13 protein-coding genes are annotated in these 14,174 nt (G+C 35.0%); 2 read left to right on the forward strand and 11 right to left on the reverse strand.

What is annotated here, in order from left to right; all coding sequences use genetic code 11:
• Positions 1-270: 270 nt before the first annotated feature.
• From clpX to G7082_RS01975, 11 genes are all read right to left on the reverse strand, one after another.
• Positions 271-1,521 carry an ATP-dependent Clp protease ATP-binding subunit ClpX gene (gene clpX, locus G7082_RS01925; protein ID WP_166033485.1) on the reverse strand — a complete coding sequence of 417 codons (1,251 nt, stop codon included), beginning with the start codon at positions 1,519-1,521 and terminating at the stop codon, positions 271-273.
• A 153-nt stretch (positions 1,522-1,674) separates the two neighbouring features.
• The gene (tig, locus tag G7082_RS01930; RefSeq protein ID WP_166033486.1) at positions 1,675-2,958 is read right to left on the reverse strand and encodes a trigger factor; all 1,284 of its coding nucleotides are present in this window, start codon (positions 2,956-2,958) and stop codon (positions 1,675-1,677) included.
• Between the two features lie 103 nt (positions 2,959-3,061).
• Positions 3,062-3,997: a hypothetical protein gene (locus G7082_RS01935; RefSeq protein WP_166033487.1), complete on the reverse strand. Its 936-nt coding sequence runs from the start codon at positions 3,995-3,997 to the stop codon at positions 3,062-3,064.
• 108 nt (positions 3,998-4,105) lie between these two features.
• Entirely contained in the window at positions 4,106-4,339 is a 234-nt protein-coding gene (locus tag G7082_RS01940; protein WP_166033488.1) for a YkuJ family protein, read from the reverse strand.
• A 98-nt stretch (positions 4,340-4,437) separates the two neighbouring features.
• A complete protein-coding gene (locus G7082_RS01945; protein WP_166033489.1) occupies positions 4,438-5,304 on the reverse strand; it encodes an NAD(P)-dependent oxidoreductase in 867 nt (288 codons plus the stop codon).
• 66 nt (positions 5,305-5,370) lie between these two features.
• Positions 5,371-6,405 carry a lysylphosphatidylglycerol synthase transmembrane domain-containing protein gene (locus tag G7082_RS01950; protein WP_166033490.1) on the reverse strand — a complete coding sequence of 345 codons (1,035 nt, stop codon included), beginning with the start codon at positions 6,403-6,405 and terminating at the stop codon, positions 5,371-5,373.
• Positions 6,406-6,417: 12 nt separating this feature from the next.
• Positions 6,418-7,632: a glycosyltransferase family 4 protein gene (locus G7082_RS01955; RefSeq protein WP_166033491.1), complete on the reverse strand. Its 1,215-nt coding sequence runs from the start codon at positions 7,630-7,632 to the stop codon at positions 6,418-6,420.
• A 15-nt stretch (positions 7,633-7,647) separates the two neighbouring features.
• The gene (locus G7082_RS01960; protein WP_166033492.1) at positions 7,648-8,670 is read right to left on the reverse strand and encodes a glycosyltransferase family 4 protein; all 1,023 of its coding nucleotides are present in this window, start codon (positions 8,668-8,670) and stop codon (positions 7,648-7,650) included.
• A 244-nt stretch (positions 8,671-8,914) separates the two neighbouring features.
• Positions 8,915-10,639, reverse strand: coding sequence for a phosphoenolpyruvate--protein phosphotransferase (gene ptsP, locus G7082_RS01965; RefSeq protein WP_166033493.1), 1,725 nt, complete (start codon positions 10,637-10,639; stop codon positions 8,915-8,917).
• Positions 10,639-10,905: a phosphocarrier protein HPr gene (locus G7082_RS01970; protein WP_086950570.1), complete on the reverse strand. Its 267-nt coding sequence runs from the start codon at positions 10,903-10,905 to the stop codon at positions 10,639-10,641. Before G7082_RS01970 ends, ptsP begins: the two co-directional genes overlap by 1 nt.
• Positions 10,906-11,076: 171 nt before the next feature.
• A complete protein-coding gene (locus G7082_RS01975; protein ID WP_166033494.1) occupies positions 11,077-11,259 on the reverse strand; it encodes a hypothetical protein in 183 nt (60 codons plus the stop codon).
• Positions 11,260-11,452: 193 nt separating this feature from the next.
• Between G7082_RS01975 and G7082_RS01980 the strand changes: the two genes are divergently transcribed.
• The gene (locus G7082_RS01980) at positions 11,453-13,630 is read left to right on the forward strand and encodes an ATP-dependent Clp protease ATP-binding subunit (protein WP_166033495.1); all 2,178 of its coding nucleotides are present in this window, start codon (positions 11,453-11,455) and stop codon (positions 13,628-13,630) included.
• Between the two features lie 228 nt (positions 13,631-13,858).
• On the forward strand, positions 13,859-14,173 hold the full coding sequence (locus tag G7082_RS01985) for a DUF1827 family protein (RefSeq protein WP_166033496.1): 315 nt from the start codon (positions 13,859-13,861) through the stop codon (positions 14,171-14,173).
• Position 14,174 lies beyond the last annotated feature (1 nt).

Here is a 14,174-nt window from a genome sequence, read left to right on the forward strand (position 1 = left end):
TTATTTTTTATTCACTCTGATGTAATCCGGGTTCAAATGGCAACTCCTTCGGCAACTTCAGAACCAAAAATTAATTCGAAAACCGTGAATTATTTTTTGGTTCTTCCAGTTGCTCGGAGCTAAACGCCATTTTCACCACTCTGATATAGTCCGGAATTAAAAATCTGCTCCTTCGGTAACTTCACTATCCTCAATTAATCCGAAAATCGTGGATTATTTGAGGGTAGCTCCAGTTACTCAGAGCAAAACGATTTTTTATTCACTCTGATATTAACTTACTTTTTTAGTCTTCAATTCTGGTTCGCCTTCGCCTACGACGGCTTCTTTTGTAATAACGACTTTTTCCACGTCTTCACGAGTTGGAATTTCGTACATCACATTCATCATCACGTGCTCAATGATTGATCTTAAACCACGGGCACCTGTATCACGCTCAATGGCTTGATTAGCAATAGCATTTAAAGCACCTGGTGTGAATTCAAGATTTACTTCATCAAGTGATAATAATTTTTTGTATTGTTTGGTCAAAGCATTTTTAGGTTCAGTTAAGATACTAACTAAATCTTCCTCAGTTAATTTCTCTAGAGAAGCAATAACTGGTAATCGTCCAATAAACTCAGGGATTAAACCGAATTTTAGTAAATCTTCGGGAATAATTTGAGACATGATACTTTTCTCTTCATCACGTTTTTTATTATTTGTTCCAAAACCAATTACTTTTTCACCTAAACGTTCTTTAACGATTGTTTCAATCCCTGCAAAAGCACCACCAACGATAAATAATATCTCAGTCGTGTCAATTTGAATCAGTTCTTGTTGTGGGTGTTTACGTCCGCCTTGAGGTGGGACGCTGGCAACAGTTCCTTCTAAAATTTTAAGTAAGGCTTGTTGTACCCCTTCACCAGAAACATCACGTGTAATCGAAACATTTTCACTTTTACGAGCAATTTTATCAATCTCATCAATATAGATAATACCACGTTGGGCTTTCTCTACATTAAAGTCTGCCGCTTGCAAAAGCTTCAAGAGGATATTTTCCACATCTTCCCCTACATAACCTGCTTCAGTTAAACTAGTAGCATCTGCAATAGCAAATGGTACGTTTAGCGTTTTAGCTAAGGTTTGGGCTAAGAATGTTTTACCTGATCCAGTTGGACCAATCAAACAAATATTACTCTTTTGAAGTTCTACTTCGTCATTAATTTCTTCTGGAATTTCTAAAGACATTTGTTGGACACGTTTATAGTGGTTATAAACTGCTACTGACAACACTCGTTTCGCGCGATCTTGTCCAATGACATAACCGTTTAAAATTTCTAAAATTTCTTTTGGTTTCAATACATTGATTAAATCTGAAGAAATCTCATCTTGAATTTCTTCATCAATGATTTCCTTACATAAATCAATACATTCATTACATATATAGACACCAGGACCGGCTACTAATTTTTTTACTTCATCTTGTGATTTTCCACAAAAAGAACAACGAACTTCATTATTCTCATCTGTATTATCGTACATATGCTTCCCTCCTGTTAAATGAAGACACGTCGTTATAACACGTGTATCTCCCATCGACGTATATTCTAACACAATATAATGTTGGATGCATTAAATAAGCAGTGATTAAAAAAGACGGGGTAACTAGACCCCGTCCCTTTTTAAGCGTTAAATTTAAGCTTCTTTAACAGTTGATGTAATAGTTTCTACAGCACGTTTCATTTTAATGTCATGAGCTAACATGTCATTGTTTAATGCACCACGTACAGCATTTTCGTCCATTCCATATTGTTCTGCTAAGTCTTTAATTTCTGCTTCAATATCAGCATCTGTTACTTCATGTTTTTCAGCAGCAACGATTGCTTCAATGACTAAGTTAGTCTTAGTTCTTGTTTCAGCTTCGCCTTCAAACTGTTCATGTAAGTCTTTCTCAGTTGTACCAGTCATTTGGTAGTATAATTCTGGAGAAATTCCTTGTTGTTGCATGTTACCTAAGAATTCGTTCATGCCACGGTGTACTTCGTCATGAACCATAACGTGTGGTAATTCAACGATTTCAGCATTTTCAACTGCTAATGCAATAGCTGCTTCTTCAATAGCGTTTGTTGCTGCTTCTTCTTTAGCAGTCGTTAATTCAGCTTTGATTTTTTCTTTTAATTCAGCTAATGTTTCAACTTCTTCGTCGATATCTTTAGCAAATTCGTCGTCTAAAGCTGGTAATTCTTTTGCTTTAACTTCGTGTACTTTAACTTTGAATACTGCTTCTTGACCAGCTAAGTCTTCTGCTTGGTATTCTTCAGGGAAAGTAACTGTTACGTCTAATTCGTCATTCGCTTTTGTTCCAACTAATTGGTCTTCAAAACCTGGAATGAATGAAGAAGATCCTAATTCTAATGAATAGTTTTCGCCTTTTCCACCTTCAAAAGCAACATCACCTTTGAAACCTTCGAAGTCGATAACAACAGTGTCGCCGTTTTCAGCAGCAGCGTCTTCTTTGATAACTAATTCAGCTTGGCTAGCTTGTTTTTGTGCTAAGTTTTCTTCAACGTCAGCATCTGTTACTTCACGGTCTTGTTTTGGAACTGTTAAGTTTTTGTACTCGCCTAATTTAACTTCAGGTTTTACAGTAACTTCAGCAGTAACAACCCATGCTTTACCTTTTTCCATGCTTAAAACATCGATTTTTGGTTGAGATACTGGATCAATTCCAGCTTCTTCGATTGCTAATCCGTAAACTTCTGGTAATACGTGATTTAAAGCATCTTCAAACAATGCTTCTTCACCGTACATTTGGTTAAACATTTGACGTGACACTTTCCCTTTACGGAATCCTGGTACGCTGATGTTTTTCTTCACTTTGTTAAAGGCAGCTTTTAAGCCTTCTTCGATTTTATTTTCGGCAACTTCAAATGTTAAAAGACCATCATTAGTTCCTTTTTTTTCCCATTTTGTAGACATAGTTATTGTCCCTCCAGATTATCTATTCATCATAGTTTTAGTTTCTTACATACCATACAATCTTACACTAAAGGTCGTTATTTGTAAACATTTTTCCCTTTAATTACTCGTGAAAGAGCATGGATTGCATGAGCTTCTCCTCGATTTCCTTTTGACAGTTTAAGACATCTCTTAATTCTGTTGATAAATCACTATTTCCTTCTGATAAACCAGATTTTATTAAGTAACTTGAAACCCAGATATCATCAAGGTTCATCCATACTTCTTCAAAAGGATATAGACAACCAATATGTAATTTTACTTCGCTGGTAATCATTTCTTTTAAACTGGGATCTGAATTGTCAAAGTACTGAGTTAACTGATTTAGAACCTGATTATTAGCATACACTTGTTTTAAAGGGACATAATCATTTGGATTAAACGGGACCACAACACCTTCCCAAGTCATTGTTTCCAAATTTTCATTCACATTAAGCTGGGTTAGTTGATTTATCCATTCACTTTTAACAAGTAAAGACACACCAGAGTCAATCAGTACCACTTTTGTTAATGCTAAAAAAGATTCTTTAGGTAAATAGTGAATCAGCTTCAATCTTTGTTTTTGTTTAGCAAGTGACACACTACCTATATCGGCTAATTCTCGCTCTTTTTCTAGTATCTTTTCTTTGTTCACCGTTAAATGATACTCTTTTGTGACTTGATAAACCTTCTCCCAGTCTTCACGTTTAACATGTGTTGTCTGGATTAAAAATTTTTCAACTTCTAAAAATAAAGTCATTTTAATTAATAACTGGAAATAAACTTCTTGAAATTGTGGCTCTTGAAGATAGTACTTCTTTTTCTCACTCATTACTTCATAGGCTTCTTGATATTTTTCTAAAACCAGCAAGGTATTTGTTAAGTAAAGATTAGCTATTTCGTCATCTTTTAAATTATACGCTTGATTAAAATGATCCCTCGCTACGTCATATTCTTTATCCTCAAAAGATTGTTTTCCCAATGTCATGTGTCGCTCAAATAATTCTGGCATCTCAATCACTTATGTCACCTCTTTTTTTACTCAGATTATAATAAAAAGAGACTGACCATAAAGTCACCCTCTTTTTGATTTTGAGCAATCCTAATCTAATTTAGTTTGCAGTTTTTCTTAATCTTGTAATAACTCAAAAATTTCTAAAGCTACTAAATCAATATCATCGAATTGATATACTTGTTGAGAACCTGCTTCTGTTAACTCAAACATCTCAGTACTGCTATCAAATGTTACGATGCATCGCTCTTGTCCTTCACGTTCAAAACGACGTACTTGAACCTCGCTGTCTTCAGCCTCTATCATTGCGCTCAATCTTTTTAAGATTGCTGTTAGTTGTGAACTTTTCATAGAGCTAGCCTCCTTCAAATTTCTTCTGCTTTATTGTAACAGAAAGTGAGGTAACATGCATTGAAAATTTGTTTTTTTTTTATTAAATTTAAAAAAAATTATTCTTGCCACCAAAGTTTAATCAATGCTTGTGTCCCATCATTTTCAAAACCTTGCTCTATCAACATATTATAAAGATTTCGTGCTTCTTTTGTTGCAGGCAAGTTTATTTTCATTTTTTCAGCTTCTTCTAATGCAATATTAAGGTCCTTCACAAAATGTTTAACAAAAAATCCCGCTGTGTAATCTTCTTTTAGTATTCTTGGTGCGTAGTTACTTAGTGACCAGTTAGCTGCACTGCCTCCGCCCACTGTATCGAGAACTTTTTCAAGGTTCAAATTAGCTGCTTTGGCGTATACTAACAACTCCGTCATCCCAGTCATCGTTCCAGCTATCATGATTTGATTGGCCATCTTTGTGTGCTGACCACTACCAGCCTCACCCTGTAGATTAACTTTCCCACTAAACACATTAAGAATTTCTTCCACTTGATTAAAGGTTGCTTTTTCCCCACCAACCATGGTTGTTAGCGTCCCATTTTTTGCTCCCAAATCGCCACCAGAAACAGGCGCATCCAAGCTCTTTCCACCTAATTCTTTTGCTGTTTCTGCAATTTTCACCGCTAAGGACGGTGTGCTTGTTGTCATATCAATCACAATTTTATCTTTAATATTTGTACTAAATATTCCAAATTCACCATAATAAATACCTTCTACATCTGCCGGGAATCCCACCATACTAAAGACGATATCACTTACTTTTGTTACCTCTTGAGGCGTGTCACACCAAGTAGCACCTAATTCAACTAAGGAATCTGTTTTAGCCTTTGTACGGTTATAAACAGCCACTTCATAATTTGCATTTAATAGATGTTTAACGATTGATGCTCCCATAACGCCCGTTCCGATAAAACCAATTTTTTGCATTTTTCCACCTCTTTATCTTAGTAACTCTATTATAACAATCCCTTATAAATAATAAAGAGCCTAATACTAAGTATCAGACTCAGGTACTTTATTTCCATCTAAATCCGGCTGAATCACCAAGGCTATCAACCCTAAGATAATTCCCATATAATACGTGACGATTCGCCATAAAAAGATCGCTAAAACAAGCTTACTCTTAATCACAACAAATGTCCCGAAGAGTAAAGTAAAACTATACTCCGCCCCTCCTGCGCCACCTGGAATAGGAAATAAAGAGATAATCATAATAATAAACGCATGAAAAACTATCACTTTAAGAACATTTACATCTTCTGTATTCAATGCCAGTAAAATAAAATAAGGCACAATATAGTAAACTAATAACTGTGCAATCGTTAAGATACTCGTTTTAAGCATCAAAACAGGTTCATTTTTCATGTACCGACTATGTTCGTAAAAATTATCCATTTTAGCTAATGTGGATTCACGTTTTCGCTCTAACTTACGACCGATTTTAAATCGACGTGCCAGATTAAAAAAGCCATTGACTATCTTTTGTGTTCCAGTATGCCAAAACATCACCATAAGTAAACAAAAAACAACAAAGAAATGAATCGCAAATCCAATCAAAATAAAATAAGATAACTTTTCTAAATTCCCTGACACCCAGTGAAATCCTAAAATAATACAAAGAACAAAATTAACTACAATCCAGATTTGATAGATGACAAACTTCATCAACGACACCGAAGCTGAGACACCGTAATCAACACCCGATTTACCTAAAGCTAAAATCTGAGCGGGTTGTCCACCTGTGGAAAAAGGCGTAATAGCATTAAATAAATGTTCAATTAAAGGAATACGGAACGCATTTTTAAAAGAAAAATCTGGATTACTTCTTTTTAAAAATAATTGAATCATTCGCGCTTCCACTGCCCAATGTAGCAGCATACAAATAACCGCCACTACTAACCATTGCCATTTAATGGTCACTAATTCCAAATAGACCTCACTTAGGCTGACCTTCCTAAGCTCATTCCAAATCACAACTCCCCCAAGTAAAAAAGCAATCCCTAAGTATATGATATTTTTTCTATTCATCTGTTACCTCATTTATTCATTTTTAAACCCTTCGACTGAATCAGGACCTTCTAATAAATTTTCTCCTCGATCTTTTTCAAAAAGTTGGTAATGTTTTTTAGATTCCTCATAAAAAGATTCAACACTTTCACCAAAAGCTTCACTAGAAATTTCATAAAGTTTACGCTTAATGAGCGACTCATTGACGGGATGTTCTTCTTTAAGATAAGTAATCAGACTGTCTGAGAAATCATCATTTTCTTTATAGGTGACTCCTAAACTCAAATCATCAAATAAGGCATTTAAATAATCATTTCCTTTAGCAACAACTTTCGTTTTAGCCGCCATGGCTTCTGTGTACGTCAATCCTTGAGTTTCAGAATCCGAGGCACTCACAAAGACATCTGCTGCTTGATAAATTGGGGAGATTTCCTCATTAGGTATCTCTCCTGAAAAAATCACATAGTCCTCTATTTCAAGTTTTGCCACTTGTTTTTCTAAGTCTTTTTTATAAGGTCCATCTCCAACAATTAACAGTTTAACTTGAGGTACTTTTTCAATTACTTCAGGCAGACCATCTAATATTGTTTGAATATTTTTCTCATAGGAAATACGACTCACTGAAAGTAAAAAGATATGCTCGTTGTCAATGTTGTATTTGTCTCGAATTTCTTGCTTTTTCTCACTTGAAACAGCTTTAAATTTTGACACATCAATCCCTGTTGGAATAATAAACTTAGGTATATCAATATCGTACTCTTCTAACTTATCCACAACTCGTTTACTTGGACAAATAATCCCTGATAAACTAGCTGTGTACAACTTAGAAAACTGCTTAACATGAATCGGTCTAATTAGGCGACCGTTGGCAATATAATGTAGATAATCTTCGTACATCGTGTGATACGTATGAACACAAGGAATATCCAATTGCTTAGCAACTTGTTTGCCTAATAACCCTAAACCGAACTCTGTATGGGTATGAATAATATCAAGCTCTAAGTCTTTTGCCACATAATAAGCATATAGCATACCACGAACAATCAAGCGTCTTTCTTTAAATGAGATAAAAGGAATACTTGGCATTCTGATAATTCTAGGTTCTAGTTCTCTTACGTTGGGGTCAGTCGTTGTGAAAATATAAACCTCGTGACCTCTTTTTTCTAATTCTAATTTTAACGTTCTAATTGACGTTGATACACCACTGACTTGTGGAAAATAGGTATCTGTAAAAAAGCCGATTTTCACAACACTCACCTCCTTTTATTTTTTTAAACTCTTTGTATAGTACTCGTACCAAATTTTTGCGACATTCTCTTCTGAATAATACTTAGCAGACTCTTTGGATTTCTCTTTGTAGATTTGTAACATATTCGGATTATTTTTTAATTGGGTTAAAGCTTTCTGCATCTCTGCTACATTTTTTGTATCGATATACTGATTATCAATAATCGCATGATACAATTCTAAGTCACGAAGCATAATAGGTGTTCCACAATTAAACGCTTCTAAAATGCACATTGGAAATAATTCATTATATGATGGCAACAAAAAGACATCTGCAACATTATAATATTTAACCAATTCATCTCGGTCGATAATGCCTGTGAATTTTAAGTTTTTAGGCGGATTATCATAAACTTTCTTATAACGATCATAACCATCTGTAATTTTTCCAAAAGAAAAACCACCAGCCCAAACAAACTGAATATCAGGATTATCCATGGCTAGTTTGATAAAGTCATCTAAGCCTTTTCTTTGCTGGATTTGACCTGCACCAAAGACAATAAAATCATCTTGTTTATAAGTTAATTCACTACGCCACTTTTCTTTTTCAGCAATTGTCATTTCATAAAAGTCTTCTGAAGACACAAAGTTTGGAATATAAGTTACCTTATCCGTCTTGATTCCAGCCATTTCTAATTTAGGAATAAAAGAGGGATTCACAACAACTAATTGATCCATCCGTTTATAAAATGAAATCAAATAACGATCAAACATTTTTTGGAAAGGTGAAAAAATGGCGATACTACCTTCTAATGTTTCTGGTAAAAAATGAACGTAGCCAATTCTTATACCTCTTCTTTTCTTAAAAAAAGTGGAGATAAAAAAGAACGGGTCTACCGTATGATAATGAGCGATATCTGATTTTGTATATTTATTTATCTTAATGTCAAATTCTTCTGGGAATGTTTTGGTTAACATTTTTATTAATTCTTTGTAGGCACTTCCGACGCCTTGCCCCTTCACCTTGTCAGCAGAAGAAAACATATTAATCTTCAGCAATTATTTCACTCCCTATTGATTACTATACTGAATAACGAATGTCAAAACATCCTACCACAGTCCTAGTTTGTCTTTTTATTATAGCATATTCAAAAAAATGCTAAAAAAGAAACCACCAATCATTTTAACATGTTTTGAGTAATAATCATAAATTTATTACAAAAAACAATGATTTTTTAAGTATATATAAAAAAAGACCTAAAACATAAGTATCAATACTTACGTCATAGGTCTTTGTCAATTTTTATTCTGCTGTATATTCGTTAACTAAAGCCACAACTTCTTCAGCTGTATCACATTCAGTGATTGCTTTGTTAGCTAATTCAGCCATTTTAGTTGAGTCTAAACGTTTCATTAAGCTTCTAGTACGTAAAATACTTGTTGCGCTCATTGAGAATTCGTCTAAACCTAAACCAACTAATAATGGAACAGCTGTTTGATCTCCAGCCATCTCACCACACATACCAGCCCATTTACCTTCAGCGTGAGCTGAGTCAATTACGTTTTTAATTAAACGTAAGATTGCAGGATTATATGGTTGATATAGGTAAGAAACGCGTTCGTTCATACGGTCTGCTGCCATTGTGTATTGAATTAAGTCATTTGTTCCGATACTGAAGAAATCAACTTCTTTAGCAAAGCGATCAGCGATCACGGCTGCAGCTGGGATTTCAATCATGATACCAACTTGGATATCATCAGATACTTTCACACCTTCAGCAACTAATTTAGCTTTTTCTTCTAATAACATTGCTTTAGCATCACGGAATTCTTGTAATGTAGCAATCATTGGGAACATAATGCGTAAGTTACCGTGAGTTGAGGCACGTAAAAGAGCACGCAACTGAGTACGGAACATTTCGTCTTCTGCTAGACAGATACGAATTGCGCGGTAACCTAAGAATGGGTTCATTTCTTCAGGGAACTTCAAGTATGGTAACTCTTTGTCTCCACCGATATCCATAGTACGAACCACAACTGGTTTACCATTCATACCTTCTAATACTGCTTTGTAAGCTTCAAATTGATCATCTTCACTAGGGAAATCTGGTGAGTCCATGTATAGGAATTCTGTACGGTATAAACCAACAGCTTCTCCCCCATGTCCATTAACACCTTCTAAATCTTTAGGTGTTCCAATATTTCCAGCTAATTCAAAATGTTTACCATCGGCTGTAACAGTTTGAGCATTTTTTAATTTATCCCATTCAGCTTTAAGATCTGCGAAAGCTTTTGCTTTTGCTTCAAATTCAGCTATTTCTTCAGTTGATGGGTTAACTGTCACAATACCTTCGCTACCGTCTAAGGCTAACATGTCGCCTTCTGAGACAGCTTCAGTGATGTTTTTAGTTCCAACAACAGCTGGGATTTCTAATGAGCGGGCCATGATAGCTGAATGAGACGTACGTCCACCAATGTTAGTCACAAAGGCTTGAACGAAATTACGATCTAACTGAGCTGTATCACTTGGTGTTAAATCTTCAGCAACAATGATAACTTTTTCGTTAATCATTGATAAATCTGGTAATTTAACGCCTACTAAGTGACTCATCACACGTTTCATTACATCTTTAATATCTGCTGCACGTTCTTGCATGTATGGGTTATCCACCATGCTTTCAAACATACCAACAAACATGTCTGTTACTTCTTTAAGCGCTGATTCTGCGTTGACTTGGTTATCCTTAATGTTACCCTCAATAGCTCCAACTAATTCTGGATCTGAAAGGACCATTAAATGAGCATCAAATACTTGTGCTTCTTCTTCACCTAAACTCTCAGCTGCTTTGTTACGAATAGCTTGTAACTCAGTTGTTGATTGTTTTAATGCATCAGAAAGACGAGCAATTTCTTGATCGACGTTATCAGTTGATTTTTTCTCAAATGATAAGTCAGGCTCAACTAAAAGATAAGCTTTTGCAACCGCAATACCATCACTAACGGCAATACCTTTTAATTGTTTAGTCATTATTCTGATAATCCTTCTTTTTTCATTGTTTCTTCGATAGCTGCGATTGCTTCTACTTCGTCAGCACCTTCAGCAGAGATAGTAACGTCAGCACCTTGACCAACACCTAAAGACATAACGCCCATGATTGATTTTAAGTTTACTGATTTACCTTTGTATTCTAAGTTGATATCTGAACTGAATTTACTTGCAGTTTGTACCAATAAAGTTGCTGGACGTGCGTGGATACCTGTGTCTGCTACTACGTGAAATTCTTTTTTTTCCATAATTAATCATTCTCCTTCAATTATACGAATGTGTTTTTTCGGATTAAAAATTGTTAGCGATTTACTAAAAATTTATAACCCTTTCAATGATAAAGAATACCATGTTTTATTACTTGTGACAACTTTTTTCATTCAAGTTATTGAGTGAACTTGAAAGTATTTGCATTATTTTCATGAGTTCTTTCTATAAATAACCCTTCCACCTAAAATAGCTTCCCCTACAATCTGGTCTTTTTCAGGATGTTTAACCCATACATCCCTAAATAAAAAAAAGTCTTCCTTCTCAACATTGATTTCTTCGATTTCACCTGTCAGTAGTTTTTCTATTTCACTAGTATATTTATTTTCTTCCATAAACCGTCACTTTCTTTCATTTGATTTAACCTCACAATTATAACGTAAGCTTTCCCTTTAAGCCAAATATTCCCTTTTATTGAGGAAGTTCAATTCCTTGATAAAAAGTAAGTAACTAAGTTATAATTAATCAAAGGTCAAAAAAGGTCAATTAGATAGTTGATCTTAATTATCAAGTTAGGAGAGTGATCAAATGCTTTGTCAAAATTGCCAATCAAATGAAGCTACCATTCATCTATATACAAATGTTCAAGGTCAAAAGAAACAAATTGACCTCTGCCAACAATGTTACCGTGAGATTAAACAACAAGAAGATTTAGCTCATCGTGAAAAAATGACCCAAGATCCCTATGGTTTTGGTTCCCTCAATGAGTTATTCCGTCAATTAGCCGAACAAAACTTCCAACAATCACAAGATAAAACGCCACCAACTCAATCAGGTAAAATGGGACCACCTAAACCGCCTAGAAATAATGGTGGCAGTATTCTACAAGAGTTTGGTGAAAACTTAACCCAAGCAGCCAGAGATGGAAAAATTGATCCTGTCATTGGGCGAGATGAAGAAATTACTCGTGTGATTGAAATATTAAATAGACGAACAAAAAACAATCCTGTTTTAACCGGTGAACCTGGTGTAGGTAAAACGGCTGTCGTCGAAGGTCTCGCTCTAAAAATCGTTGAATCTAGTGTGCCACAAAAATTACTTGAAAAAGAAGTAATTCGTTTAGATGTAGCTTCTTTAGTTCAAGGAACTGGTATCAGAGGTCAATTTGAAGAACGAATGCAACTACTCATCCAAGAACTAAAGGCAGACCCATCGATCATTTTATTCATCGATGAAGTCCATGAAATTGTGGGAGCCGGAACTGCTGGTGACGGGAACATGGATGCGGGAAATATTTTAAAACCAGCTCTTGCTCGTGGTGAGTTACAAATGGTCGGCGCAACCACTTTAAATGAATACCGAATCATTGAAAAAGATGCCGCTTTAGAAAGAAGAATGCAACCTGTTCGGGTTAATGAGCCTTCTGAAGAAGAAACCATTATCATCTTAAAAGGCATTCAAAAACGATATGAAGATTTCCACCATGTAACTTATACAAAAGAAGCCATCACAGGTGCGGTTAAATTATCTAGTCGCTTTATTCAAGACAGACAATTACCAGATAAAGCCATTGATTTACTGGATGAAACTGGTTCTAAAAAGAATTTAACCATTCAAGTCATTGATCCAAAAGTCTTAGATCAACGAATTATAGATGCTGAAAAACAAAAAGAGCTTGCCTCAAAAGAAGAAGATTTTGAAAAAGCTGCTTACTACCGAGACCAAGTCAAAAAGCTAACTGATTTAAAAGAAAAAGAAGTCGCTGACGAAGACATCCCAACTGTGACACTAAAAGACATGGAAAAAGTCGTTGAAACAATTACTGGTATTCCCGTGGGAGATTTAAAAGAAAAAGAACAAGCTCAAATGAAAAATCTCGACAAAGACTTAAGAAAACACGTGATTGGTCAAGATGATGCTGTTGATAAAGTTTCAAAAGCGATTAAACGAAACCGAATCGGTTTAAACAAAAAGAATCGCCCCATTGGTTCATTTCTCTTTGTTGGTCCAACGGGTGTTGGGAAAACAGAACTTGGTAAACAACTCGCCTTCGAAATGTTTGGAGATAAAGAAAGTATGATTCGCTTTGATATGAGTGAATACATGGAAAAACATAGTATCTCAAAATTAATCGGATCTCCTCCCGGTTACGTCGGTTATGAAGATGCAGGACAATTAACAGAAACTGTGAGAAGAAATCCGTACAGCCTGATTCTTTTAGATGAAATTGAAAAAGCTCATCCTGACGTGTTACATATGTTCCTTCAAATATTAGAAGACGGTCGTTTGACTGACTCAAAAGGTCGCACAGTGAGTTTCAAAGACACCTTAATCATCATGACAAGTAACGCTGGAACAGGAGCTGTGGAAGCAAACGTTGGCTTTGGTGCTGCTAAAGAAGGAACAAACCAATCAGTTTTAGGGCAGTTAAACAATTTCTTTAAACCCGAATTCTTAAATCGTTTTGACGGGATTATCGAGTTCAAATCTTTAAGTAAAGAAAACTTACTAAGGATTGTTTCCTTAATGATTGATGAGGTTAACGAGATGATGAAGGATCAAGGCATCCAAATTGAAACAAGTACAGAAGTTAACGAAAAACTAGTTGATCTAGGCTATGACCCTAAAATGGGGGCACGACCACTAAGACGAGTAATTCAAGAAAATATTGAAGATGAAATTGCTGATTTTTACTTGGAACATCCCGCAACGAAAGAACTTGTTGCTGTTTTAGAGGGAGATGACATCGTGGTGAAGGGGAAATAACAACTTTTTAAATAATGAAATTATCTCCTATGAGAGTTACTTACTCATCTCAAAAGGTTGCTAAACAAGATTTTTATACTTTACCTCCTTTTAATATACATAACAAAGATTCAACAAAGCTACTTATAAATGAAGGCATACCAATTATTTATCTGATTTATTTTTCATTTAATGGTATAATAGATACATATTCTAAAAGAAGTTCAATAACAGACAGAGGTGATCAGTATGAAATTAATCGATGTAACTAACAGCTATGCAACTCTAGTTTCAAAACAATTAGAAAATACAGATGCAACGTATGTTAAAGTTTACTCACTTGGAAAAACATTAGTCGTCCACAGTATTGCAGACACTCATATTGAAGTGGTGATTGTTAACAAATCAAGAGAAGTGAAAGAATTTGAAGTGGATCATGTTTTAGAGGAAATTTTAGATCGAGGGATCAATAAAGATGATTTAAGTATCATCAGAACCACTGGTGTTGTTGAAATTTCCATGAAAGTTCAGAAGAAAAAAGTAAAAGCTAATAGTGAGGAATAAA

The sequence above is a fragment of the Vagococcus hydrophili genome (genome assembly GCF_011304195.1).
GTDB classification, from domain to species: Bacteria; Bacillota; Bacilli; order Lactobacillales; family Vagococcaceae; genus Vagococcus; species Vagococcus hydrophili.